This window comes from Acinetobacter entericus (genome assembly GCF_026168575.1).
Taxonomy (GTDB): Bacteria; Pseudomonadota; Gammaproteobacteria; order Pseudomonadales; family Moraxellaceae; genus Acinetobacter; species Acinetobacter bouvetii.
In genome coordinates this window covers 140666-165376 of the sequence record NZ_JAPEQW010000002.1, presented here as the reverse complement: position 1 = coordinate 165376, position 24711 = coordinate 140666, and the positions used below count along the sequence as shown (strand labels likewise).

The 24711-nt window shown below is 42.6% G+C and carries 20 protein-coding genes; 19 read left to right on the top strand and 1 reads right to left on the bottom strand.

The window, feature by feature from the left end:
• Positions 1–144: 144 nt before the first annotated feature.
• From OKC24_RS02315 to OKC24_RS02230, 18 genes are all read left to right on the top strand, one after another.
• Positions 145–495: a hypothetical protein gene (locus OKC24_RS02315; RefSeq protein ID WP_005010388.1), complete on the top strand. Its 351-nt coding sequence runs from the start codon at positions 145–147 to the stop codon at positions 493–495.
• Positions 496–646: 151 nt separating this feature from the next.
• The gene (locus tag OKC24_RS02310) at positions 647–1534 is read left to right on the top strand and encodes a bile acid:sodium symporter family protein (protein WP_131275866.1); all 888 of its coding nucleotides are present in this window, start codon (positions 647–649) and stop codon (positions 1532–1534) included.
• Positions 1535–1595: 61 nt separating this feature from the next.
• On the top strand, positions 1596–2480 hold the full coding sequence (locus tag OKC24_RS02305; protein ID WP_131275867.1) for a bile acid:sodium symporter family protein: 885 nt from the start codon (positions 1596–1598) through the stop codon (positions 2478–2480).
• A 140-nt stretch (positions 2481–2620) separates the two neighbouring features.
• On the top strand, positions 2621–3523 hold the full coding sequence (gene prmA / locus OKC24_RS02300) for a 50S ribosomal protein L11 methyltransferase (protein ID WP_131275868.1): 903 nt from the start codon (positions 2621–2623) through the stop codon (positions 3521–3523).
• A 19-nt stretch (positions 3524–3542) separates the two neighbouring features.
• Positions 3543–4433, top strand: coding sequence for a DUF3426 domain-containing protein (locus OKC24_RS02295; RefSeq protein ID WP_131275869.1), 891 nt, complete (start codon positions 3543–3545; stop codon positions 4431–4433).
• Between the two features lie 401 nt (positions 4434–4834).
• A complete protein-coding gene (gene fis, locus OKC24_RS02290; protein ID WP_001086304.1) occupies positions 4835–5104 on the top strand; it encodes a DNA-binding transcriptional regulator Fis in 270 nt (89 codons plus the stop codon).
• 95 nt (positions 5105–5199) lie between these two features.
• Positions 5200–6774 (top strand): bifunctional phosphoribosylaminoimidazolecarboxamide formyltransferase/IMP cyclohydrolase, encoded by a 1575-nt coding sequence (gene purH / locus OKC24_RS02285; RefSeq protein WP_131275870.1) that lies wholly within the window; start codon positions 5200–5202, stop codon positions 6772–6774.
• A gap of 150 nt (positions 6775–6924) precedes the next feature.
• A complete protein-coding gene (purD, locus tag OKC24_RS02280) occupies positions 6925–8208 on the top strand; it encodes a phosphoribosylamine--glycine ligase (protein WP_130144674.1) in 1284 nt (427 codons plus the stop codon).
• Positions 8209–8354: 146 nt separating this feature from the next.
• Positions 8355–9380 carry a DUF4238 domain-containing protein gene (locus OKC24_RS02275; RefSeq protein ID WP_130144672.1) on the top strand — a complete coding sequence of 342 codons (1026 nt, stop codon included), beginning with the start codon at positions 8355–8357 and terminating at the stop codon, positions 9378–9380.
• Between the two features lie 739 nt (positions 9381–10119).
• Positions 10120–10989, top strand: a complete 870-nt coding sequence (locus OKC24_RS02270) for a MetQ/NlpA family ABC transporter substrate-binding protein (protein ID WP_005010417.1) — start codon at positions 10120–10122, stop codon at positions 10987–10989.
• Between the two features lie 72 nt (positions 10990–11061).
• Positions 11062–12087 (top strand): methionine ABC transporter ATP-binding protein, encoded by a 1026-nt coding sequence (locus OKC24_RS02265; RefSeq protein WP_131275872.1) that lies wholly within the window; start codon positions 11062–11064, stop codon positions 12085–12087.
• The gene (locus OKC24_RS02260; protein ID WP_005010421.1) at positions 12084–12779 is read left to right on the top strand and encodes a methionine ABC transporter permease; all 696 of its coding nucleotides are present in this window, start codon (positions 12084–12086) and stop codon (positions 12777–12779) included. Before OKC24_RS02265 ends, OKC24_RS02260 begins: the two co-directional genes overlap by 4 nt.
• A gap of 267 nt (positions 12780–13046) precedes the next feature.
• Complete coding sequence (locus OKC24_RS02255) at positions 13047–13673, top strand: hypothetical protein (RefSeq protein ID WP_131275873.1); 627 nt, start codon at positions 13047–13049, stop codon at positions 13671–13673.
• 129 nt (positions 13674–13802) lie between these two features.
• The gene (gene dnaE, locus OKC24_RS02250; protein WP_131275874.1) at positions 13803–17375 is read left to right on the top strand and encodes a DNA polymerase III subunit alpha; all 3573 of its coding nucleotides are present in this window, start codon (positions 13803–13805) and stop codon (positions 17373–17375) included.
• 50 nt (positions 17376–17425) lie between these two features.
• Positions 17426–18268: an RNA methyltransferase gene (locus tag OKC24_RS02245; protein ID WP_131275875.1), complete on the top strand. Its 843-nt coding sequence runs from the start codon at positions 17426–17428 to the stop codon at positions 18266–18268.
• Positions 18261–19070 (top strand): serine O-acetyltransferase, encoded by an 810-nt coding sequence (gene cysE / locus OKC24_RS02240; RefSeq protein ID WP_131275876.1) that lies wholly within the window; start codon positions 18261–18263, stop codon positions 19068–19070. The genes OKC24_RS02245 and cysE overlap by 8 nt, the downstream gene beginning before the upstream one ends.
• Before the next feature lie 116 nt (positions 19071–19186).
• Positions 19187–20098 carry an ABUW_2363 family tetratricopeptide repeat lipoprotein gene (locus OKC24_RS02235; protein ID WP_131275877.1) on the top strand — a complete coding sequence of 304 codons (912 nt, stop codon included), beginning with the start codon at positions 19187–19189 and terminating at the stop codon, positions 20096–20098.
• Between the two features lie 117 nt (positions 20099–20215).
• Positions 20216–22219, top strand: coding sequence for an alpha/beta hydrolase (locus tag OKC24_RS02230; protein WP_131275959.1), 2004 nt, complete (start codon positions 20216–20218; stop codon positions 22217–22219).
• A 56-nt stretch (positions 22220–22275) separates the two neighbouring features.
• Here OKC24_RS02230 and OKC24_RS02225 read toward each other — a convergent pair whose 3' ends face one another.
• Entirely contained in the window at positions 22276–23022 is a 747-nt protein-coding gene (locus OKC24_RS02225; RefSeq protein WP_131275878.1) for an iron-containing redox enzyme family protein, read from the bottom strand.
• 305 nt (positions 23023–23327) lie between these two features.
• Between OKC24_RS02225 and OKC24_RS02220 the strand changes: the two genes are divergently transcribed.
• The gene (locus OKC24_RS02220; RefSeq protein WP_131275879.1) at positions 23328–24542 is read left to right on the top strand and encodes a GGDEF domain-containing protein; all 1215 of its coding nucleotides are present in this window, start codon (positions 23328–23330) and stop codon (positions 24540–24542) included.
• The last annotated feature ends 169 nt before the right edge of the window (positions 24543–24711 follow it).

The following is a 24711-nucleotide window of genomic DNA, read 5'->3' as shown; positions in this document are numbered from 1 at the left end:
GGCAATCATTTGTTATACATAATTGCATAACTCATCAAAATGAAACAATTTTAAAGTAAAAATTACCTGATCGATATTGCATTATTTTGGTTATTTTTTATGCTTTTATATGATCCCATGAGAAACCACATAAGGACAACAATCATGAAGAAGAACTTTATTCTGTCATCGATTCTCTGCGGTTTATGTTTGGCGCCATTTGCCGCTTCGGCCAATGATAAAGTTGAAACAGTTTACAATCCTCAAAAATACCAGCAAGTCTGTAAAGGCAAATCCCAAGGTGCACCAGTAAGCTTTGCCTATCGAGGAATTATCTGGAACGGCACTTGCGAGCCTCAATTCTTTGCTTCAGGCAAACATGCCATGATTAAAGGCGATGAGCCCGAATTATACAACACCTGCTCCAGCGCTTCAGGCGCTGCATCAGTCACAATCGGCGGCACAGAAGTAAAGGGTAAATGCGCTCTGGGCTTTATGGCGCCCCGCCCTAAATAACCACTTATCCATAAACAGCTAACGAATGTTAACTGTTTCAAAAAGCGGGAGAAAATGTTTAATTTTCACCCGCTTTTATTTATTGCTAATTTAAAAAACTTGGTTACACTCAAAAAACATACAGAAGGACAAAAACAAAAAAGGATATTCCATGGATTCGGGGTTATTTGCTTTTTTCCTGCCGACCACGCTGGCTCTCATGATGATGGGCCTAGGCTTAGAGCTTTCAGTTAAAGATTTCATGCGTGTGGGGCGCTATCCCAAGGCTATTTTTTTAGCGCTTTTTACCCAGCAGATTATACTTGTTGGCATTGCTTTTTTGATCTGCAAAATGCTGAATTTACCGCCGCTGCTGTCCGTTGGCTTAATGTTGCTCGCTGCATCGCCCGGCGGCCCAACCGCCAACCTCTTCAGCTACATCTATAAAGGCGATGTTGCACTTAATATTACATTGACTGCAATCAACTCTGTGATCTGCACATTCACTTTGCCATTTATCGTGAATTTATCCATTATCTATTTTTTAGGTGACAACCAAACCATTGGCATGCCCATTGAAAAAATTGCACATGTCTTTTTAATTATTTTTGTCCCCGTCAGCATTGGCATGCTCCTCCGCTATGCTGTGCCTACCCTCAGCTATCAGCTGACCCGGCCAATGCGCCTGATTTCAATTTTCTTTTTATTTTTTATTTTTCTCTATGCGCTTTTCAGGGAGAAATCAAATATCGTTCTGTATTTTGCCGATGTTGGCCTAGCAACTGGAATTTTCTGTTTTACCAGCCTATTTCTTGGATATTCCATTCCAAATTTTGCCAAAATCCCTGAACGTCAAGCGCGTGCCTGCACATTTGAAATCGGCATTCACAACACTGCGATTTCACTCACGATTGCGCTGTCCGTGCTATCCAACACCACCATTGCAATCCCAGCTGGGGTATACACAATTTTCATGTATGTTTTTGTTATGTTTTTTGGATTTATCCTAACGCGCAAAAATAATCATTTAATGACAGCTTCCAATACGCCAAAAATTTAGTTTCCACTTAAAACAACACGGATAAAGAGAATAACTGCCAATTTAATCAAGGAGTGAACAGATGGATTCTGGAATCATCACCATTATGCTGCCGCTAGCCTTGGCCTTCATCATGATTGGCCTTGGCTTAGAACTCACGCCTAAAGATTTCGCACGGGTTACCAAACACCCTAAAGCTGTACTGATCGCATTATTCTGCCAACTCATTCTGCTGGTGGGCATTGCTTATGCACTCTGCAAGGTTTTTGCCTTAGAGCCCTTATTGGCAGTAGGCCTGATGCTGCTGGCAGCCTCACCAGGCGGCAGCACAGCCAATTTATTCAGCTACCTGTTTAAGGGGGATTTAGCATTAAATATTACGTTAACCGCAATTAACTCTGTCATCGCTGCACTGACCTTGCCTTTAATCGTCAATTTTTCAATTATGCATTTCATGCAGGAAGGACAACAAATCAGCCTGCAGTTTTCCAAAATCCTGCAAGTATTCGGCATTATCATCATTCCTGTTTGCATCGGCATGCTGATCCGCCATTATGCGCCCGCACTCACTCACAAACTCAACAAACCCCTGCGGATTTTTGCCGTTATCTTTCTCATCTTAATCATTATTGGCGCAGTCTTCAGTGAACGGCAAAACATTGCGAACTATTTAGGTCAAGTTGGCGCCGCCACTGCAATCTTTTGCATCTGCAGCCTATGCATCGGATATTTCATCCCGCGCATATTCAACATTAACAGCGCGCAAGCCAGAGCCTGCGCATTTGAGATCGGCATCCACAACAGCACACTGGCAATGACGATTGCACTCACTGTGATGTCCAGCGCGACTGCCGCCATGCCTGCCGCCGTATATTCCATCTTTATGTACATTTTTGCTGCAGTCTTTGGCACACTGATCAGCAGATATGCCCCCTTAAGCGCAGAATCACCAGAAACAGCAAATTAAACCCTCAAGCCTTCGACACAAGAACACCCGATAAGGATGCCAAGGCATCCTTTATTTTTGCACGAATGAAATAAGTTATAGGCGCCGCATAACGAGTTCCGCTACAATAGCTTTTTACATAACAAATTTAGGTTTTTGCCGTGAAGTGGTTACAAATTCATATTACTGTTGATCAAGCGCAAGTCGATTACACTGAAACCCTGCTCAGCTCTTTAGGCGCAGTGAGTGTAACTTTGGACGACGCTGAGAATCAGGAACTGCTGGAACCGCTTCCAGGTGAGACGCCGCTATGGAATAAAGTTATTGTGACGGGCATCTACGCGCAGGAAGATGATGAAGAAATTGATGTAGCAGCCTTAGAAACCTTTATTAAAGCTCAATTGCCTGATGCGCCAATGCGCAGTGAGTTTATTGAAGATCAGGAATGGGAACGCACATGGATGGACGCCTATGAGCCAATCCAAATTGCTGAGAAATACTGGATTGTTCCTGAATGGATGGAAGCGCCTGAAGCGGATGCAGTAAACATTAAGCTTGATCCAGGCTTGGCCTTCGGCACAGGCAACCACGCGTCTACATTTCTTTGCCTGCAGTGGCTAGGCCAAACGGATGTTAAAGATAAGGTTGTCATCGACTATGGATGCGGTTCAGGCATTTTAGGCGTTGCCGCATTGCTGCTAGGCGCTAAAAAAGTCTACGCAACAGATATTGACCCGCAAGCAGTGCATGCAACACAGCAAAATGCCGAACTCAATGGCGTGCTGGATAAACTTTATGTCGGCCTTCCTGAAGAATTCAATGCGGAGTTTAAAGGCCAGCAAGCAGATGTGCTGCTTGCAAACATTTTGGCAGGACCGCTGATGTCGCTTGCGCCTGAATTCTCAACTTTAATTAAATCTGCGGGTGAGTTCGCATTAGCGGGTGTAATTAAAGAGCAAGTTGATGATGTTTCTCGTGTTTATTCTGAATTTTTTGATATATTAGATGTTCAGGAACGTGAAGAACACTGGTGCCGAATCTCAGGTAAGCGCCAATCGCATTAACCGATTTACTTAAACACTTATGAGCAATAAACAGACATTCTGCCCGACTTGCGCTACAACTTATAAAGTAACTGTTGCTCAGCTGACTATGGCGCAGGGCATGGTTTGTTGCCCCAAGTGTTCCACATCGTTTAATGCGCTCAGCTATTTAGTCGCAGCCAAGGCTTTAATGCCTGAGGCTGCGGCAGCATTAGAGCTGCGCGACCCAAACATCCAATTTGAGTCTCAAGCCATCGACATCTCTAAGCTTAATTTGCAGAATGAACTGCAGAGCGCAGCTGAACAGCCCCGCAAGCTTCTGGATCTTTTTGAAGATAAAGTCGAAAACTCAAATATTGACCTGAAAACTTATCTGAACAATCTAAACTATTTCAGCACAGAACCTATAGGCAACTTCCCTGCGCTGAATTGGTCTGAAAAAGCAGACACCGAATCTAAACGCGGCGTTTTATATTATGCAATGTGGAGCATCATTAATATTGCATTAATCAGTACACTGCTATTTCAATTTTTCTGGTTTAATCCCCAATACTTAAAAAACAGCCCAGTCATGGCTTTCGCATTCAATGCCGCCTGCGATGTTTTTAACTGCTCTAAACTGGAAGAGCACTACAATCTTATTGCCACTAAAAAAGTTAAAGTCCGCACCATCTCCAAAAAAGAAGTCGAATTCTCCGGCCAGTTGATTAATTACCATGAACGCAGTTTAGCCTTGCCCGTTATTAAAGTTGAGCTCAAGGATAACGGTACTGTTTTTTCCACCTACACCTTGCAGCCGCAGCAATATTTAGCAGAAAGCTTATCTGGAATTCAGCGCATCCCTTCCAACAGCCCATTCAAATTCAATTTTAGACTGCCCGTCGACCGTAAAAGCTTCAATAGCTACGATTTAGAAATAATTCGGCCATAAGATTGAAAAAAACTATTAAAAATTGCAAAAAAATATAAAAAAAATGCAGTTTTCTTGCTCACTTTTTCCTAGACAATGGTATGATACGCGCCACGAAAGCTTTGCACTGCAAACTCCTCACTGATTTTTCACAACAAATATTATTCCGCAAAATGCGCATTATCCAATATTGCGTATAGAGCAGATTTTTTTGTTTGATTTTTGCCTGTAACAAATATTAATCTATTGTTACGCTTAAATTTCAATCAATCCTTTGAGTTGTGGCAAGCTAAAGCTAAATTGCAATGTCCACGTTTTAGAGCTTCTGTTTTAAGATCTAAAGCAGAGTTCATTGAATTTATAGACCACTTTTTTTATATCACTTTACCCAAGTGATAACTGATTTTTTCGGATCAATTCGCATGAATAGCAAATCTCCTATTTTTACTGCACAATCTGATGTCGCTCTTCGTATTCACGTAGACCGCGCAGTTCGTCATTACTTTGCACAGCTGCAAGGCGAACAGCCTTCTCAGGTGTATGACATGGTGCTGGCAGAAATGGAGAAACCTCTTTTATCTGTAGTTTTAGAATATACGCGTGGCAACCAGACACGCGCTGCCGAGATTCTCGGTTTAAACCGCGGGACTTTACGTAAAAAGTTAAAAGCTCACGGTTTAATGAGTGAATAAATGATAAAATGCTTGCGGCTTCCGCAGGCATTTTTTTTAACCTGTATTTGACCGATTTCTGTTTTAATCTGCACTTGAAAACTGTGACGAAGATCATGACTATTAAACGCGCTTTAATCTCTGTTTCCGATAAGACTGGTATTGTTGAATTTGCACAAAACCTTGTTGCTCTAGGGGTAGAAATTTTATCTACTGGCGGCACTTACAAATTGTTGAAAGACAATAATGTGGCTGTAGTTGAAGTTTCAGAGCATACAGGTTTCCCTGAAATGATGGACGGCCGTGTAAAAACACTGCACCCGAAAATTCATGGCGGTATCCTTGCCCGTCGCGGTCTAGATGAAGCTGTAATGGCTGAACACAATATCGATGCGATCGATTTAGTTGTTGTTAACCTTTATCCATTTGCAGCAACAGTTGCTAAACCCAACTGTTCACTTGCTGATGCAATCGAAAACATCGACATCGGCGGTCCAACAATGGTTCGCGCTGCAGCGAAAAACCATGCATCTGTAGGTATTGTGGTTAATGCTTCTGACTATGCAGCCGTTGTTGAAGAGTTAAAAGCTGAAGGCGCATTATCACATGCAACTCGTTTTGACTTAGCCGTAAAAGCATTTGAACACACTGCTCAATACGACGGTATGATTGCATCTTACTTAGGCGCTCGCGTAGGTAAAGAAGAAGGTCAGGCAGATAAATTTGCGCGTACTTTCAACACCCAATTGAATAAAGTTCAAGATTTACGTTACGGTGAAAACCCGCACCAATCTGCGGCTTTCTATGTCGAGGCAACTGCAACTGAAGCTTCTGTTTCAACTGCGAAACAGCTTCAAGGTAAAGAACTTTCTTATAACAATATCGCAGATACAGATGCAGCGCTTGAATGTGTGAAATCATTCGCCAAACCTGCTTGCGTCATAGTTAAACACGCGAATCCATGTGGCGTTGCAGTTTCTCTAGATGGCATCCAAACCGCTTATGACTTGGCTTATGCGACAGATCCAGAATCAGCTTTTGGCGGCATCATTGCATTCAACCGCGAATTGGACGTTGCAACTGCGCAAGCGATTGTAGACCGTCAATTCGTTGAAGTGATTATTGCACCAAGCATTGCAGATGGCGTTCTTGAAGTAACTGGCGCGAAGAAAAACGTCCGCGTACTTGTATGCGGTGAACTTCCAGCAATCGATGCACGTCAATCTCAGTTAGACTACAAACGTGTGAATGGCGGCTTATTGGTTCAAGACCAAGACTTAGGCATGATCACTAAAGATGATCTTAAAGTCGTGACTAAACGTGCACCGACTGAACAAGAAATCGATGACATGATCTTCGCTTGGAAAGTTGCGAAATACGTGAAATCGAATGCGATTGTTTATGCGAAAAACCGTCAAACCATTGGTGTGGGTGCAGGTCAAATGAGCCGTGTTAACTCTGCCCGTATTGCTGCAATTAAAGCTGAGCACGCTGGCTTAGTGGTTGAAGGTGCAGTAATGGCATCTGACGCATTCTTCCCATTCCGTGATGGTATTGATAACGCTGCTAAGGCAGGTATCAAATGCATTATCCAACCGGGCGGTTCTATGCGTGATGAAGAAACTATTGCTGCAGCTGACGAAGCTGGTATTGCAATGGTCTTCACTGGCATGCGTCATTTCCGTCACTAATTGATTAGAAGTCATATTTATTAATCCCCCTAAATCCCCCTTTGTAAAAAAGGGGGACTTTTCACGTAAGAAACCTTAGTTTTCATGCGTGATCCCCTTCCTTTTTTAAAGGGAGGTCGGGAGGGATTCTTTTCTTTGAGGGATTTTTAGATGAATATTTTAGTTTTGGGTAATGGCGGCCGTGAACATGCATTGGCATGGAAAATCGCGCAAGATGAAAAAGTAGCAAAAGTTTTTGTTGCTCCAGGCAATGCAGGTACTGCAACTGAAGCGAAATGTGAAAATGTTGCACTCAACATTTTAGATAACACTGCCATTATCGACTTTGCAAAAAACAACGCAGTTGATTTAGTGATTGTGGGTCCTGAAGCGCCGCTTGTAAATGGTGTGGTGGATGCTGGTCGTGCAGCGGGTCTTAAAATTTGGGGACCAACGCAGTTTGCCGCACAGCTAGAAGGCTCTAAAGCTTTTGCGAAGCACTTCTTAAAACGTCACAACATTCCAACTGCTTTCTATGATGTGTTCACAGAAGTTGAGGCCGCTAAAGCATTTGTTGAAAAAAATGGCGCGCCAATCGTGATCAAGGCCGATGGTCTTGCCGCAGGTAAAGGCGTAATCGTCGCCATGACCAATCAAGAAGCCTTTGATGCGATTGATGACATGCTGGCAGGCAACAAATTTGGCGATGCAGGTTCACGTGTTGTCATCGAAGAGTTTTTGGATGGCGAGGAAGCCTCTTTCATTTGCATGATTGATGGCGACAACATCTTGCCGATGGCGACGTCGCAAGACCACAAACGCATCTTTGAAGGTGACCAAGGCCCGAACACTGGCGGTATGGGCGCTTACTCACCTGCTCCGGTGGTAACTGCAGACGTATTTGAAAAAGCCATGAATGAAGTCATGCGCCCTACTGTTGAAGGTATGAAAAAAGATGGTCACATCTATACAGGTTTCTTATACGCAGGCTTAATGATTGATGAACAAGGTCAGCCTAAAGTGATCGAGTTCAACTGCCGTTTTGGCGACCCTGAAACTCAGCCGATTATGATGCGTTTAAAATCATCTTTAGTTGACCTTGTTGAAGCGGGTATCGCAGGCAATTTACCTGCGGAAGCTGAATGGGATGAGCGTAAGACTGTCGGTATCGTACTTGCATCAAAAGGCTACCCAGAAACGTCTAGCAATGGCGATGTGATTTCAGGTCTAGATACTGAAATGGCAGATGCGAAAGTTTTCCACGCAGGTACAAAAGCACTTGAGAGTGGTGACATTGTGACTGCTGGCGGTCGTGTTCTTTGCGTAACTGCACTTGGCAATACCATTGGTGAAGCGCAAGCAAAAGCATTAGAGCTTTGCCAAAAAGTGACTTTTGACGGTGTTCAATACCGTAAAGATATTGGTTACCGTGCAATTGCACGTGAAAATGCTTAAGTCATTTTCTGTATAATAAAAAAAACCCGCTTTGTGCGGGTTTTTTTACTTATAGAGAAAACCAAAATTTAACTTTAATAATATATTTTTCACAAAATATGTATCAAAATGTATAAAGTATCCTGAAGGAATTTTAATAAACTCATATGTCTAAAAAAAGCGAATGGGAACTAACTCCCAAACAATTACAATTAAAAAGAGAAAATCATTATGTATGGGCTAACTATTTAAAGAATTGGTCTACCGATGATTTAAATGTTTGGTATACAACAAAAAAACTCAACATAGCTTATGATAGTGTAAAAGCAATTGCCAAAGAAAAAGATTTGTATAGATCTCAATATCTTTCGAAACAACATCTAGATGTAATTTTATTTTTTTCAAAGCAATCTCCTAAAGAACTGCAAAATCTTCATAAATCTTTTTTGGATGCTTTTTTACTAATTCAAGAAATTGAAAAAACTTACTTATTGTCAAACAAAGTTGATAAAAAACTTATAGCTTATCTCGAAGCATTTAAAAGTAACACTCTAGAAAACATACATACTTCAATCGAACAAGATGTTGATATAATCCTTAGGGAACTACAAAAGCATAATTTTCAAATTTTAGAAAATCTTGAAAATATGTGTAAATTCATGAACTATTGGGGACACCAAATTGCTAGAACAACACCGTTCCGAGATAAAATACTAGCCACACAAACAAACCAAGATCTACATACCATTTATAAAGAATCATGGTGGTTTATGAGCTATATGTTTGGCATGAACATTGGAAAGAGTTTTTTCGAAACTCGAAACATCGATCATCATTGTTTACTAATTAATGAATCAGATGAGGATTTTATTACTTCAGATCACCCGATCATAAATGTCCATCCTAAAATAAATGAAAATGACCTAGTACCCCCATCTAATGAAGAAGCAGATTATTTCTATGCAATTTCACCAAAACTAGGATATATGATTAATAAATCCGATTTATTTCAAAATGGCATAAATTACGTATCAATCAATTTCGTTAAAGAAATGAATCGAAAATTGGCATTTTATGCAGACCAATACATAATTGGTAAAACTGAGATTCAATTACAAACCTATAAGAAATTAGTTGGTAAAAGACTAAAGATCATCCAAGAAATGAAAGACCAGCAAGCGATGGAATATTAAAATCTATTTAAATCAATATAATAATCCAAATAAATAGCCCATTCTTGAGCTTTTTATCCATTAATAACTTAAAAAATAAACGACTTATGCACCACAATACCTGCCCATCGCACTATCAACTACAGAAAGAGCAACTGAATCACCTGAACGGGTTACACCACCATCTGATCATTTAATGTATAGAAAGCAGCAAATTTTATCAATTGTGAGGCAAATCAACACTGAATAGAAACATCCGCTCTGGCTTTTTTGAGCCAAGCTGCAACTTTATACTCTTAGCATAAAAGCCATCTCTATTCTTCAGTTTACTATATATATCTATTTTTCATATTTAGACTGAATAAAATCTTATAAAGGAAAAAGCAACTGTTTTTATTCAAATTATCAGTTAAAGTAAAAATAATATATTGTTTTAACTGCTATTAAAAAAATCTTGTCAAACCACCTTAAGCTTTTTATTCGCTAAATACAGCGTTTTTCTTCACTATATTGCATATCCATTTATTGCTATGATATTGAAAATTTCAGATCCCGTTAAAAAGCTGTCATTCTTTAAATGGAACCATTTAACAGCTGCATTTAAAGAATCTTACCGTTTTGACTAAGATCGCATTGCATTGATAACTGGAGCATTTTAAAGTCATCTGCATTAATCAGTTGATCTGATTCAAGCTTGATTTAATCTCTCTAATGATAATTCGTAAATTTATCACCCATTTAAATTTACTAGGACGTATACATGAAAAAGCTCCTTGGCCTTGTGTTAGGCCTTTCAGTTGGCTTGGCTGGCTGCGGTAAACAAGAAGCGCCGAAAAATGATGCTGCACAGGCAGATGCAGGCAAAGAACAAGTTGTAACAATGGCTTCAACAGGTTCGGATGCTGACATCTGGCGCTACATTGCAACGCTTCCAGAAACAAAAGCTGCAGGCATTAAACTTGAAGTGAAAAACTTCACTGATTATGTGTCTATGAATACAGCTGTTGCCAATAAAGAAATCGATGTCAATGCATTCCAGTCTTATGCTTATATGGTTGCATTTAATGAAAGTAATAAAGAAAAAATTGCGCCGCTTTCTACGACATATTTAGAGCCAATGGGTCTTTATTCAAGCAACGTGAAAAAACTTGAAGACTTCAAAACTGGCGCAACCATCGCCATTCCTAACGACGGTGCGAATGAGTCGCGCGCTTTGCTTCTGCTTCAGTCTGCCGGTTTGGTTAAATTAAAAGCAGATTTTGATGCTGTTAAAGGCACGCCTGCTGATATCACTGAAAACGCAAAGAAAATCGTAATCAAGCCAGTTCAAATGGCAACTGCAGTTCGTGTTAAAGATGAAGTGGATGCTATCGTTTTAGGCAACACACTGGCCATGGAAGGTGGCTTAAACGTGTTGAAAGATGCGATTTACTACGAGCCAGTCGATCAAAGCACAAAAATGAACGTCAATATTCTTGCAGTTGCTGCTGACCGTCAAAACGACCCCGTACTGAAAAAAGTAGGTGAACTTTACCACACGGCTGCAGTTGGCAAATATGTACAAGACCACTTCGGCGGTACAAAAGTTGATGTGAATAAGCCTGTAAGCTATCTTACAGACGCAAAATAGTAATATACTCTGCATAACTAAACAGGCAAATTCACTTTGCCTGTTTTTCTTTTATCTATAGCTTCTGACGATATGATTCAATTTAAAAATATTTCAAAGCATTTTGAGCTGAAAGGCCAAACTGTTACGGCGCTGGATCAAATCAATCTGGAGATCCCGGCCGGCTGCATATTTGGCATTATCGGCTACAGCGGTGCGGGAAAAAGCACCCTTATCCGCCTAATCAATCTGCTTGAACGCCCGAGCGAAGGTCAAATCATTATCAATGATAAAGATTTCACGGCGTTGAATGCTGCTGAATTGCGTCAAGAGCGTACAAATATCGGTATGATTTTTCAGCATTTTAATTTACTGCAAACCAAAACGGTTGCAGAGAACATTGAAATGCCGTTAAAACTGCTGGGTATTTCCAAAACTGAACGCTCAAAGCGTTTAGATGAACTTTTAGAATTTATTGATTTAAAGCATAAAAAAGATGCGTTTCCAGATGAACTGTCTGGAGGACAAAAGCAGCGTGTCGGCATTGCCCGCGCATTGGCAAATCATCCTAAAATTTTGCTGTGCGATGAAGCAACTTCGGCGCTTGATCCGCAAACCACCAAGTCTGTTTTGGCTTTATTAAAGAAAATTAATGAAGAACAAGGGATTACCATTGTCATGGTAACGCATGAGATGGATGTCATTGAATCCGTTTGCGATTATGTGACTGTGATGGAACAAGGCAAAGTGATTGAAACTGGCTCTACACTGAACATTTTCAGTCAGCCGCAGCATTCAACCACCAAAACGTTTATTCAAACGGTACTTCAGCAGCAACTGCCTGTAAACATTTTGAATAATTTGGAAAATCAAAATCATAACAGTATTTACTGCTTGAAATTCCTAGGCAGTTCCGCTCAGGAAACCGTCATTCAAGCGGTGATTAAAACCTTTGATATCAGCTTGAATATTTTATTTGCCAACATGACTGAAATTAATGGTTCGGTGATTGGGCAAATGTTCATTCAGCTGCTGGGTGATGCAGAAGCAATTCAGCAGGCTGTCGCATTTCTGGAGAATAGCGGTGTAGAAGTGAGTCAGTCAGGAGTTCAAGCATGAGAGAATGGATTGTCCAATGGCTGACTGAAGTCACTGCGCCATTTTGGAAAAGCTCACTGTCTATAGATCAGTTTGTGACCGCGCTGCAGGAAACCTTTCACATGGTGTTTTTTGCCATGCTGTTTGGTTGCATCTGGGGCTTTATTCAGGCCATCATCCTGTTTGTCAGCCGCCCTGCCGGCATTCTGCCCAACCGTGTGATTTATCATGGCCTCAACCCGATTGTAAATGCTTTGCGCTCGTTGCCGTTTATCATTCTGCTGATTGCGGTGATTCCTTTAACCAAAGTTCTGGTAGGCACATCGATTGGCACATGGGCTGCAATTGTACCTTTAACCATTTATGTTGGCCCATATATTGGCCGCCTCATTGAAACTTCCCTGCTGGAAGTCAACGAAGGCATCATTGAATCAGCCCAAGCCATGGGTGCTTCGCCTTGGCAGATTATTTTCAATTTTGTTTTGCCTGAATCGCGCAGCTCACTGATTTTAAACCTCACTACAGCCACCATCAGCCTGATTGGCGCAACTGCTATGGCTGGCGCCGTCGGTGCAGGCGGTATCGGTGACTTAGCCATTTCTTACGGCTATCAGCGTTTTGACACCAGTGTGGTTATTTTAACCGTTATTGTCCTGCTTATCTTAGTGCAGCTGGTGCAAAGCTTAGGTGATTGGCTGTCAAAATTGCGTTAAGCCCATAACACCGCATTTATTTTAAAGCCCTCCTCGGAGGGTTTTTATCGTTCGAATTTTAAGGCCCTCTAAATCTGTCAGCCCATACAAATAAAGCGATTGCTTATGTGTATTCAGCAGGCATAAGCTTAAAGTTCATCAATTAAGTGTTTTTGTCCGGCAGGCCCTTTCTTCATAATAACCTAGACAATACAATCTACAGCCATAATCCCACATTGATGGGCATTTATAATTCCAGCAATTCATAGATAACAACAGGTTCATACAATGAAATATTCTTTGTGTTTAATCCCTTTTATTTTGATCTGCAATAACGCGCAAGCATCCATCGCTCCATATGACTATATCAGCAGCATAAAGGTAAACGGCATTGAACTGGCATCGCCTGTCCCCGCTTCTCAAGCAAATGCCCTTCTGAATAAAACCCCAACTCAGTTAAAATATGAATATTCAGAATGTACTGGCAATACTGAATTCTCAGCCCAAACAAAAGAAAAATATTTAAAATTTGAAATTTTTTCTGAGGATAATCCTCAGGTCAAAAATGACCAATTTTATAAAAACAAAAACTCGTTTCCCCAGCTCGGACAGACCAAAGGAAATATTTGGCTGGAATGGGATCAGGCAAATAAAATCACCGACAAGATTCAAATCGGTCAAAAAAACATAACGGCGCAATACAGCTTTCAGCAATTTAAAAAGGATTTTCCGAAGAGTGCAAAATTGGCAGAAAACAATCTCCCGGCTTATGTGATTCTGCTCCCGCCTTCAGTTCTTAAATCCGCTTTAAAAACACCAGAAGACTATGATTTACCCTACATTGGAAACTTAGCATTCACATTCAAAAATGGCAAACTGGTGAAATTCTTGATTAACCAAGGCATTGCTTGCTAACACGGGCCAGTCCAGCGCGTTTATTGAACCTGCAGTGAACAGACAAAACTTCACCAATCCCGTTCAATAAACGCAAGATTAATCGCAGAGCATGCTAAAATGTTCAGCTGTTTTCGCAGGGACTCATCTATGCACTTTGTACATCTTGGTATTTATACAGAATTTTCCATCACAGAATCTATTGTACGCATACCTGATCTTGTAAAAGCTGCAGCTGCAGATGAAATGCCTGCTTTGGCCATTACTGACCTCTCGAACCTGCATGCCGCCGTTAAATTTTATAAAAAAAGCTTAGATAAAGGCATTAAACCGATCTTTGGTTCGACCATCCGCCTGAATGACGCAGAACACCGCGCGACCTTGCTGGCAATGACCAAAAAAGGCTGGCGCAGCCTGACAGAAATTGTCTCTGAAGGCTATATCAGCGGTCAGCAGCTGGATATCCCCTGCATTCAAAAAGAATGGATTTTAAATCAGCACGAAGACCTGATTGTTTTGCTGGGTCAGCACAGTGATGTCGGGAAAATGCTGCTCACCTCCAACCCGCAAAAAGCCGAACCGCTGCTGCAGGAATGGATCGAAAAATTCGGCAACCGTGTTTACTTGGCGCTGACCCGAACCAACCGCCCGGGTGAAGAAGACTTTATTCAAGAAGCCGTGAAGCTGGCCAAAAAATACGGCATTGGCGTTGTTGCGCATAATGATGTGCACTTTGTCACCGCTGAAGACTATGAAGCGCATGAAGCCCGCGTCTGCATTGCAGACGGTTATGTGCTGGGTGATGACCGCCGTCCGAAAAACTACAGTCCAGAGCAGTATTTCAAAACTGGCGAGCAAATGACTGAACTGTTTGCAGACATTCCAAGCGCGATTGAAAACACCTATTACATTGCACAGCGCTGCAACGTCTCATTGCGCCTTGGCTTTAACGATTTGCCGGATTATCCAATTCCTGACGGCCACACCATCGACACCTACTTTGAACATTTATGTCAAGTCGGTCTGGAAGAGCGCCTCGATTTTCTATATCCCGTCAGTAAACGCGGGGACGATTGGCCAGAAATCCGCAAGCCTTATGATGAACGCCTTGATTTCGAAATCAAAATTATTTTGCAAATGGGCTTCCCCGGCTACTTCCTGATCGTTATGGACTTCATTCAGTGGTCTAAAGGCAATGGCGTGCCCGTTGGCCCAGGCCGCGGTTCAGGTGCAGGTTCCCTGGTTGCATACAGTTTAAAAATTACCGATTTAGATCCGCTGCGTTACGATCTGCTCTTCGAACGTTTCTTGAACCCCGAACGTGTCTCCATGCCCGACTTTGACGTCGATTTCTGTATTGCAGGGCGTGACCGCGTGATTGACTATGTCGCCCGCACCTATGGCCGTGAAGCTGTGTCGCAGATTGCAACATTTGGTACGATGGCTGCCAAAGGCGCAATTCGTGACGTAGCGCGGGTATTAGGTAAATCGTATGGTCTTGCAGACCGTGTTTCTAAAATGATCCCGACCAAACCATTAGGTTTGACGCTGGAAGAATCGATTGAAGCCGAACCGCAGCTAAAAGATGTCGTTACCAATCCCTCTAATCCAGACTACGATGACGCATCTGAAATCTGGGAAATGGCGCTTAAACTTGAAGGTATTACCCGAAATACCGGTAAGCATGCCGGCGGTGTAGTCATTGCGCCCACAAAACTCACTGACTATTCAGCGGTCATGTGTGATGCCGATGGCACGGCCCGCGTTGCCCAGTTCGATAAAGATGACGTAGAAGCGGCAGGACTGGTGAAGTTCGACTTCTTGGGCCTGCGTAACTTAACCGTTATTGAAGATGCGATTAAGCATATTAATGCACGGCCAGATGTTACAGAGCCTGTCGATATTTCCTATATTCCTCTGGATGATCCAATCGCTTACGACGTATTTGCGAAAGCGAATACGACTGCAGTATTCCAGTTTGAATCCGTCGGCATGAAAAAAATGCTGAAAGAGGCGCGTCCAAGCAAATTCGAAGAAATTATCGCCTTCGTATCCTTGTACCGTCCTGGTCCAATGGATCTGATTCCAGACTTTATCTTCCGTATGCACGGCGGAGAATTCGAATACCTGCATCCATTGCTTGAAAAAGTACTCGAGCCGACCTATGGCATTATGGTGTATCAGGAACAGGTAATGCAGGCTGCGCAGTTCTGTGCAGGCTATACACTGGGCGGTGCGGATTTGCTGCGCCGCGCCATGGGTAAAAAGAAAGTCGAGGAAATGGTCAAGCAGCGCCAAACCTTCATTGAAGGCGCTGCCAAAAAAGATATTGATACCGATACGGCCAACCATATCTTTGACTATATGGAAAAATTTGCGGGCTACGGCTTCAACAAATCGCATGCTGCTGCCTATGCCCTTGTTGCGTATCAGACCGCTTGGCTGAAAGCGCATTACCCTGCAGAGTTCATGTCTGCAGTGATGACATCGGAAATGCAGAACACCGACAACGTGGTCTTCATTATTGACGACTGCCGCAGCAATGGTCTGGAAGTTCTGCCGCCTTCAGTGAATATGTCACTGTATAATTTCCATGCCAGCGATCCAAAAACCATTGTCTATGGTTTAGGCGCTATTAAAGGTGTAGGTGAAGCGGCTATGCAATCCGTGATTGACTCACGGATTCATGAAGGCCCTTTCCGTGATTTATTCGACTTCTGCCACCGTATTGATTTAAAGAAAATCAATAAGCGTACGTTGGAAGCCTTAATCCGTGCTGGCGCATTGGACTGTTTAGGCATTGAGCGCTCGAGCCTTATGATACAGCTGCCTGAAGCGGTACAGGCCGCAGATCAGGCGCGCAGCAACCGTGAAACAGGCATCATGGACTTGTTTGGCGAAGTTGAAGAAGTGCAGCGCAAACCAGCCAAACCTGTGAAGCCTTGGTCTGATGAAGTTCGCCTGAAAGGGGAAAAGGATACGCTAGGCCTGTATTTAACAGGCCACCCGATAGATGTATACCGCCCAGAACTGAAATCATTCATTTCACAGCGCATCAATGAATTAACGCCAACCCGACGCGGTGTAACCACGGTTTTTGCTGGACTCGTGGTCGATGTCGCTAACTTCCCGAACCGCATGATGGTCACACTGGATGACGGTACGGCGCGTATTGAAGTTTCAGCCAATCATGAACGCTTCCAGCGCTTTAAAGACATCATTCAAACAGAAAAAGTGGTGGTGATCGAAGGTGAAATTTATGAGCGTGAAGGCTTTGACCGTCCAATGGGCCGCTTAAGCAAAGCATTCAGCCTGAATGAAATCCGTCAAAAACGCGCCAATAGCATTCAAATCACGCTTGATTCAGAACACATCACGAAAACCTTAGCGCAAGATCTTCAAAAAATGATTGCGCCTTACTGCAATGTCGATATGTGCAGCCACATTCCTATTCAGCTTAAACTGGATTTTGAGTATGCTTCCGCAGAACTGCATTGCGGCGCCAATTGGAATATCGCCCCGCTGGATGAAGCCTTAAGCAAGCTGCGCGACTACTTTGGCAAAGAAGCGCTGCATCTTGAATATCAGGTAAAATCCAAAGCGGCCAAAGCAGTCAGCTATGAACAGGCGCAGCCAGCAAATGTGCCGCCGCCGCCAGCCGATATGAGCATGGACGACGCGATGGATATGTATCAGGCTGAAACCGCAAATCAATATTCGTGATAAAGCACGCTTGATTAGATAACTTTTAAATATTTAAATTTGGAACAATGATGAGTCAAATTGACAATGCCGCTGTTTCAGCGCATCTCTCCCACGTGCGTATTGTGATGGTCAATACCACATTGCCGGCAAACATTGGCAGTGCATTAAGAGCCATGAAAACCATGGGGCTATGCAAATTAGTGCTGGTCGCGCCTAAAACCTATCCTCATCCAGATATTGACGCGCTTGCAGCTGGCGCAGCCGATTTAATCGAACAAATTGAAATTGTCGAAAACTTAGAAGATGCGATTAAAGACTGCCATATTGTCTTTGGCACCAGCGCGCGTACGCGCACGATCCCATGGCCTTTACTGGATGCGCGCCCCGCTGCAGAAATGTCGCTGAAAGCTGTTTCTGAAAAGCAGCAGGAAGTTGCCGTTATTTTTGGCCGTGAAGACCGGGGCCTGACCAATGAAGAATTGGCCATGGCCAACTATCACGTCACTATTCCAGTAAACAGCGATTATGGCGTTCTGAATGTTGCGCAAGCCATTCAAGTGATTTGCTATGAAATGCGCATGGCAGCTATGCAGTTTGTTGAACATGCAGCAGACCCTGAAGCTCAAATGCATGTGACAAATCATGTGGATATGCAGTGGGATGAACCTTTAGTGACTCACGAACAGATGGAACAATTTTACCCGCATTTGGAAAAAATGCTGGCAGAAATTGAATTTATGGATCCTAAAAATCCAAGATTATTGCCTTTGCGCTTGCGTCGCCTATTTGGACGTATACAATTAGATCGTATGGAATATCATTTGCTTCGCGGTATATTTACCCGAGTACAAGCCCTGAACAACGGCACATGGAAAAAATCGAAGGATAAAGAGGATCAATCTAATGCTTAAACAGCTCAAAGAAGATATCCAAGCTGTCTTCGCGCGCGATCCTGCAGCACGAAACACACTGGAAGTTTTAACCACCTATCCGGGCATTCATGCCCTGATCATGCACCGCGTTGCGCATGAATTGTGGACTAAAGACTGTAAAGGCTCAGCTCGCCTCTTATCTTCTTTCAGCCGTTTTGCAACTGGAATTGAAATTCACCCAGGCGCAAAAATCGGCCGCCGTTTTTTCATCGATCACGGCATGGGTGTCGTGATTGGCGAAACTGCAGAAATTGGCGATGATGTCACCCTGTATCACGGCGTCACCCTTGGCGGCACCACATGGAATAAAGGCAAGCGCCATCCGACATTGGAAGATGGCGTGGTTGTCGGTGCAGGCGCTAAAATCTTAGGCCCTTTTACCGTCGGCAAAAATGCCAAAGTCGGTTCTAATGCCGTTGTGACCAAAGAAGTGCCGCCAGAAACAACCGCAGTCGGCAATCCTGCGCGCTTCATTACCAAAAACAAACCAAAAGATGATGAAGAAAACCGCCGCCGTGATTATGCAGAAAGCATAGGCTTCCAGCCTTATGCAGCAACACAGGATCAGCCTGATCCAATTCTGGACGGCATGCGTGTTTTGCTTGACCGCATTCAGCTGAATGAAAAGCGCATGAACACCTTGTGTCAGCGTTTGTCTCTGCTCGATCCAACCTTTAAAAAACAGCAGTTGAATGAACAGCCATTCAGTGATGAAGAATTGAAAATCATTGAAGAGGCGAAACGCGAATGTGAAGCGCAAAGCAGCCAATCAAAAGCTTAATACTGCTGTTGAATAACACTCAAGTGCTTAGTAACTGACTTGCATGTTGATCAGAGTTTTTTTAGACTGACCAACATGCTTGAAAGTTTTTAAAATAAATTAAATGGAAGATCACTATGACGCTTAAGCCCTTGGCCGTTGCCTTAGTCGCTTTAACTCTTGCTGCATGCGGAAGCGCGCCAACCAAAAATAAAAATCCTGAAGGCGCAATGATCTTTGCAGAGCCTGAATTAACACCGCCATTCTACGCACTGAACCCATTTAATTACGATGCGCCGCCTCCATTTGAAATGGATCTGCAAAAAGCGGCGGCACAGCCTGTAACTAAAATGGAAGTGAATTTAGCCAGCGATCCATCTAAAAAAATGACTTTGGATGTTAACCGCCTCATCATTCCGACTGTGAACAGTAAAGTCCGCTCTATGAAATATGCGGTGCTGGCCGGTGACAACGAAATTGATATCACTGAAATAGATGATTTTCTGCAATTGGTCGAAGGCAAAGCGCGCCACTATCCGCCACGCTTTGTACAGCGCAATGAGCGCAAAGGGTTTGAGGCCAAACTGAAAGAAACAACTCAGCACCTGGATACTTTGGCATCTAAAGACAATGCATCTTTTGATATTTTAATCCGCGCATTTAAAGCCAGCGTTATGGCGCGCAACTTAGACTTGGGTTCGGTATACACCACCAAATCTTTAACTTATGCGCAGCGCATTCTGAAAATTAACCAAGATGATGCTGAGGCTAACTTCTGGTTCGGTTTTGGCTTATCTGAAGGCGGCGGTCAGCGTGAAGCGATTCCTTATTTAGACAAAGCAATGAAAGCTGGCGTACAGGAGGCTTACCTTTCCGCAGCCAATAACTACATCGCGATGGAGCAAAAGAAAAGCGCCGTCAATGTGCTCAAAAACTATAAAGTAAAATATCCGCAAGAAGGTGAAGTTGCTGACCGCTTAATTCAAGAAATTGAAAAGCAAGGCCGCTGGAATGTATGGCAGGTTTTAAACCCGCCTAAAGCATCTTAATCCTGCAAATAAAAAATAGGCCATTTACTGGCCTATTTTTTATTTTAAGCGAATTGAAAATCCTCAGGATTGCCGTATGATTTAAGCATTGAAAATTTGAAACTTCGTGAACACAGCATGCAGCATAAAATCAATAAATTACTGCTTATGGGATTACTGAGCACACTGCTGCTTAGCGGTTGCCAAGTCGTCAGCGTAAAAAACCAGGCTTTAAATGTTACGATTGCCAATGAGCGCGACAGCATTCTCTCACGCAATAAACTCAGTGAAGCCAGTTTGAATGTCCTGTCCATGACTGGGCGCGAAGCAAAAATCTGCACAGAATCTCCGGAAAGCTGCGTTGATGAAATCAAGCAAATCCCCCAGATTATCGATGAACAGCTGCTGTCGACCGCAAGTGAACTCTATCTGGCAAAGGCTATAGAACTTGAGAACTCAGCTGAATGCAAAATCAGCCTGTTAACCAAGCATGTATCTCAGGAACGTCAGCAAGCGCAGCAAGTTTCATATGAAAAATGTTTAAACCAGCAGCTGTACATGCTGGACAAAAGCATTCGCTACAGCTACGCCTACATGTTTAAAACAAAACGCGGGCCGCAAGACCGCATTTTTGATAACAGACAGGTACAAATTCGAGATTTCTACAATCAAAGTATTGCGAAACTCGTCAATACTTATTATTTACGCTATAAGCCGACTGAAGTCACCAGTCAAATTAAGATTGGCCAAAGCATCTATAATATTGATTTTGACAACTATCCAGAGCTCAAAAAACGTAGGATTGAACAGCTCATGTCAACCTACAATCTGAACTTTTCCGGCTTGCGCTCGATCACCCGCCGTGATGGTTTCGGTTCAGAGTTCTTAGTCGTTTTGCCTGATGACATCCCAAAGGCTTCAGGCAAAGCCAAATATATTATTTCCCCGATGTCATACAAATATCCAAGCGGCATCAATCCCAATATTCACCAAGCGCGTTATTTGGCAGCAACTTTAACAGCAGAACCGGCTTCTGCTGCTTCCGTTGAAGATATTCTGAATCAGGCAAATTTCCAGATTAAGGCCTATGACCCCTATAAATTTGAAAAATTAACCATAGGCAATAAGCAGTATCCGCTGGCGGCCAACTTTTCCGCGCCCTACGGCCTTTGGCTTGCGCAAAATAATTTAGGGAAATCTGCATATTTGTCACTCATTGACCGTGATGAACAGCTGACTATGCCTCATCTGTATATGCTGGAACCCTATAATCCGAATAAGAAAATCATTGTATTGGTGCATGGATTGGCCAGCAGTCCAGAAGCATGGATCCGCCTGACCAATGATATAATGGGTGATCCTGTACTGCGCGAGCATTTTCAGGTTTGGCAGGTGTTTTATTCAACCAACATGCCGATTGTTGAAAGCCGGTTCCAAATTCATGCTGTCTTAACCCAAGCATTTGCCCAAGTCAGCAATCAAGCGCCGGCTAAGAATGATGCGGTACTCATCGGACACAGCATGGGCGGCATTATTGCCCGTCTGCTGGTAAGCGATGCAGATGTCACGCAAAATGCGCTTAAAATGATGAATGCCCGCCAAATCAATCAGTATAAAAACGTTAATGTCGTTAAAGACCGTTTGGTAATGAAAGACATCCCAAATTTCAGCCGCGCCATTTTCTTATCTGCACCTCACCGCGGAACCGAATTTGCAGACCGCTGGTTTACCAGAGCTGCCCGTAAAATAATCAAGCTGCCTGGCGCGTTTCTATCCGCTATGGCCGATGTCCTCACGCAAGAAGAAGACCTTAAAGACCTGTTCAAAGAAATTGATCATGGCCTAATCCAAAATGGGCCAAGTGATTTAAGCTATAAATCCAAATTCATTGCTTTAACTGAAGACATCATGCCCAAAAAAGGCATGAAATATCATTCAATTATTGGCAATGCGACCAAAAGTGATGATCTGAATATCATCACTGACGATGTTGTTCCGTATAAAAGCGCGCATTTAGAAGGTGCAGTTTCTGAAAAGATTTTAAAAGGCGGGCATTCCATTCAGGAAACACCTGAAGCAGTGCTGGAACTGCGCCGCATTTTAAGACAGCATCTTGTAGAATTAGGATTATATAAACCTTAAGCTTATACTGTAAAAAAACCGGCGCATTGTCCGGTTTTTTTAATTTTGGGATTCATTTATTCGAGATGAATCTTATAGCAGGCATCCAGCGCCATTTCATAATAGGCCAAACCTTCTTTCGCGGCGTTAAAAGCGCGCTGCTGAAGCGCCGGGCTTCCATCAGCCAAGCGCTTGATCAGCTCCATCGCTTCATAAGGATGTAAATCATCATAATGCGCATGCGCTCTAAGCCAGGCAATTGTACGCTTATTGATGGAAACATCAGGGTGAACTGTATAAGCTTGAATTCCCTTATACACCCTACTGCTCCAGTCACCCGTCGCCCATTCAATAGCAAGATTTGTTGCAGCTAAACTCTCACATAAACTGGCTCGTGTATTGATGTTCCAAAGAAAATGATTGACCGCATTCATCGCTGCTGAAGGCTTGACACTGTCCAATTCAGTGACCGTAATGCCAAAACCGCCAGCCCAGTCCCGGTACCAATTCAAATGCCTCTCTTCAACCTTAATGTTTTGAATCAGCCAATCCCGTGTTTCCGGTACCCCAGATTCAGAAAAATTAGTTGCTTTTGCAAGCGCCAGCGCCATAAAGGATGGAAAATGGGCAACTAAAGGATAGAAGTGCAGCAGCGCATAGCGAAAGCTTTTAACCGTCAGCTGGCCACTTGCCATATTCACAAAAAAAGGATGTTCACTTATTCTATTTTTATATGGGGTTAGGTCATCCCAAAACTGTTGAGACCAAGCATTATGCGGATTAATCTTGAGGCTTGAATCAACTTGCTTCTGTAAAGCCGTCATTTACTGCTCCATGTAATATTTTTTATGCATCTGCCATTCGATCATAATTTAATTCATAAATGAAACAAGTGATTTTTTTTAATCGCCATTCAACTATTAATCACTATTACTTATCAGACCTTCAACCCCATTGTCTTATTAATCACATAATTTATATGTGTAACAGAAAAAAAGTCATATTTTCCACTTGTAGAGCATAAATTCTTTTGTTAAAACTAGTAACTGTAGACTAAAAATGAAACCGTTAAAATTCCAAAAATGGGATTAAAACCATTAAAATATAAAAGATAATTTGGCAAAAGCATATGAAGTTAGAAGGTTCAAAACTTTTAAACCGAAATGAAATTCAAGCCTTAATTTCAAGAGGGCTAAATTATGTGCATTTTTCAAAAAAACTTGAACCTATATATAAAAAACAATATCAGCATGAAGCTGCTTTAGAATTCCGTTTCCGTGCCCCTATTATATTTCTATTATATATTTATTTAAGTTATGGCATTTATCAAAACATTTCTGAAAGTGCGCAAGTCCATCAATGGTTAACTCTATACGCTTGGGTTGGATTCATTATCTTTATCGCATGGATCGTTTCCTTTATCCGGCGATTTGACCAGTACTTTGATCTCTACGCAGGAGCAGGCAGCGCCGCAGCTGTTGCAATATCTTTTGTCATTATTACCAGTGTTAATAATGACAATGATGCCCTTTTGCATGCCTCAATGATGTACGCCGTCATTATCATTTACAGCTTTGTAGGACTCCGCTTTTATACGGCCTTAATTGCTGGCTGGCTGGGCGGACTAATTGCCATTGCAGTGACCAAGTTTCTGAATTACCCCATTGATTGGACTTTTTTGAACAGGACTTATACTTTCAGCAGTTTCCTCGGCATGTCCGTCGCTTATGCAATTGACCGCCAGCATCGCGAAAATTACTTGCAAAATTGCATTATTGAGCTGAATAAGCTGGAAATGGATAAACAGTCTGAACAGCTTGAATTGCTGTCACAGTTGGATTCACTCACAGGCCTTGCCAATCGCCGCCATTTGACATCAGTGCTGGATAAGCAATGGCATACGGCTATGCGGTATCACATACCGATCAGTATTCTGATGGTGGATATCGACTGTTTCAAAGAATATAACGATCATTTGGGCCATATCGCTGGCGATTTTTGCCTGCAAAAAATTGCACAAGAACTTCAATGTGTAACCTCCCGCAGTACTGATTTAGCGGCCCGTTACGGCGGGGAAGAATTCCTGCTCTTATTTCATATGCAAGATGAGCGGCAAATTGAAAAAATAGCAGCAAAACTGTTAGAACGCATCTGCAATCTTGAACACCCCCATCCAGCCAGCCCAATTTCACCTTATGTGACGGTCAGCATTGGCGCTGCCACGATTATTCCGCAAGAGCATGATGAACTATCTGCCTTTATTCAGAGTGCAGATAAAGCACTGTATTTAGCAAAATCTAATGGCCGCAATCAGTACTTTATGGCAAAAAATGCAGTCGCTTAAATACACTGCAGAACTTAAAATCTATCCGCTGATTCAAAACCAAACCATCAGAATTGTACTTTTTACATTCATCTAATCTTCAAGGCCTTTTAGCCTGCCGTATTTTTGCTAAAATCACTGGGCCTTATTTTATGAAGCGGCTTGACCTCAAGGCTTCGCAATTATGGCG

Coding starts and splice junctions, on each gene's coding strand:
- OKC24_RS02315 (WP_005010388.1), top strand. CDS start 145: ATGAAGAAGAACTTTATTCTGTCATCGATTCTCTGCGGTTTATGTTTG.
- OKC24_RS02310 (WP_131275866.1), top strand. CDS start 647: ATGGATTCGGGGTTATTTGCTTTTTTCCTGCCGACCACGCTGGCTCTC.
- OKC24_RS02305 (WP_131275867.1), top strand. CDS start 1,596: ATGGATTCTGGAATCATCACCATTATGCTGCCGCTAGCCTTGGCCTTC.
- OKC24_RS02295 (WP_131275869.1), top strand. CDS start 3,543: ATGAGCAATAAACAGACATTCTGCCCGACTTGCGCTACAACTTATAAA.
- fis (WP_001086304.1), top strand. CDS start 4,835: ATGAATAGCAAATCTCCTATTTTTACTGCACAATCTGATGTCGCTCTT.
- purH (WP_131275870.1), top strand. CDS start 5,200: ATGACTATTAAACGCGCTTTAATCTCTGTTTCCGATAAGACTGGTATT.
- purD (WP_130144674.1), top strand. CDS start 6,925: ATGAATATTTTAGTTTTGGGTAATGGCGGCCGTGAACATGCATTGGCA.
- OKC24_RS02275 (WP_130144672.1), top strand. CDS start 8,355: ATGTCTAAAAAAAGCGAATGGGAACTAACTCCCAAACAATTACAATTA.
- OKC24_RS02270 (WP_005010417.1), top strand. CDS start 10,120: ATGAAAAAGCTCCTTGGCCTTGTGTTAGGCCTTTCAGTTGGCTTGGCT.
- OKC24_RS02265 (WP_131275872.1), top strand. CDS start 11,062: ATGATTCAATTTAAAAATATTTCAAAGCATTTTGAGCTGAAAGGCCAA.
- OKC24_RS02260 (WP_005010421.1), top strand. CDS start 12,084: ATGAGAGAATGGATTGTCCAATGGCTGACTGAAGTCACTGCGCCATTT.
- OKC24_RS02255 (WP_131275873.1), top strand. CDS start 13,047: ATGAAATATTCTTTGTGTTTAATCCCTTTTATTTTGATCTGCAATAAC.
- dnaE (WP_131275874.1), top strand. CDS start 13,803: ATGCACTTTGTACATCTTGGTATTTATACAGAATTTTCCATCACAGAA.
- OKC24_RS02245 (WP_131275875.1), top strand. CDS start 17,426: ATGAGTCAAATTGACAATGCCGCTGTTTCAGCGCATCTCTCCCACGTG.
- cysE (WP_131275876.1), top strand. CDS start 18,261: ATGCTTAAACAGCTCAAAGAAGATATCCAAGCTGTCTTCGCGCGCGAT.
- OKC24_RS02235 (WP_131275877.1), top strand. CDS start 19,187: ATGACGCTTAAGCCCTTGGCCGTTGCCTTAGTCGCTTTAACTCTTGCT.
- OKC24_RS02230 (WP_131275959.1), top strand. CDS start 20,216: ATGCAGCATAAAATCAATAAATTACTGCTTATGGGATTACTGAGCACA.
- OKC24_RS02225 (WP_131275878.1), bottom strand. CDS start 23,022: ATGACGGCTTTACAGAAGCAAGTTGATTCAAGCCTCAAGATTAATCCG.
- OKC24_RS02220 (WP_131275879.1), top strand. CDS start 23,328: ATGAAGTTAGAAGGTTCAAAACTTTTAAACCGAAATGAAATTCAAGCC.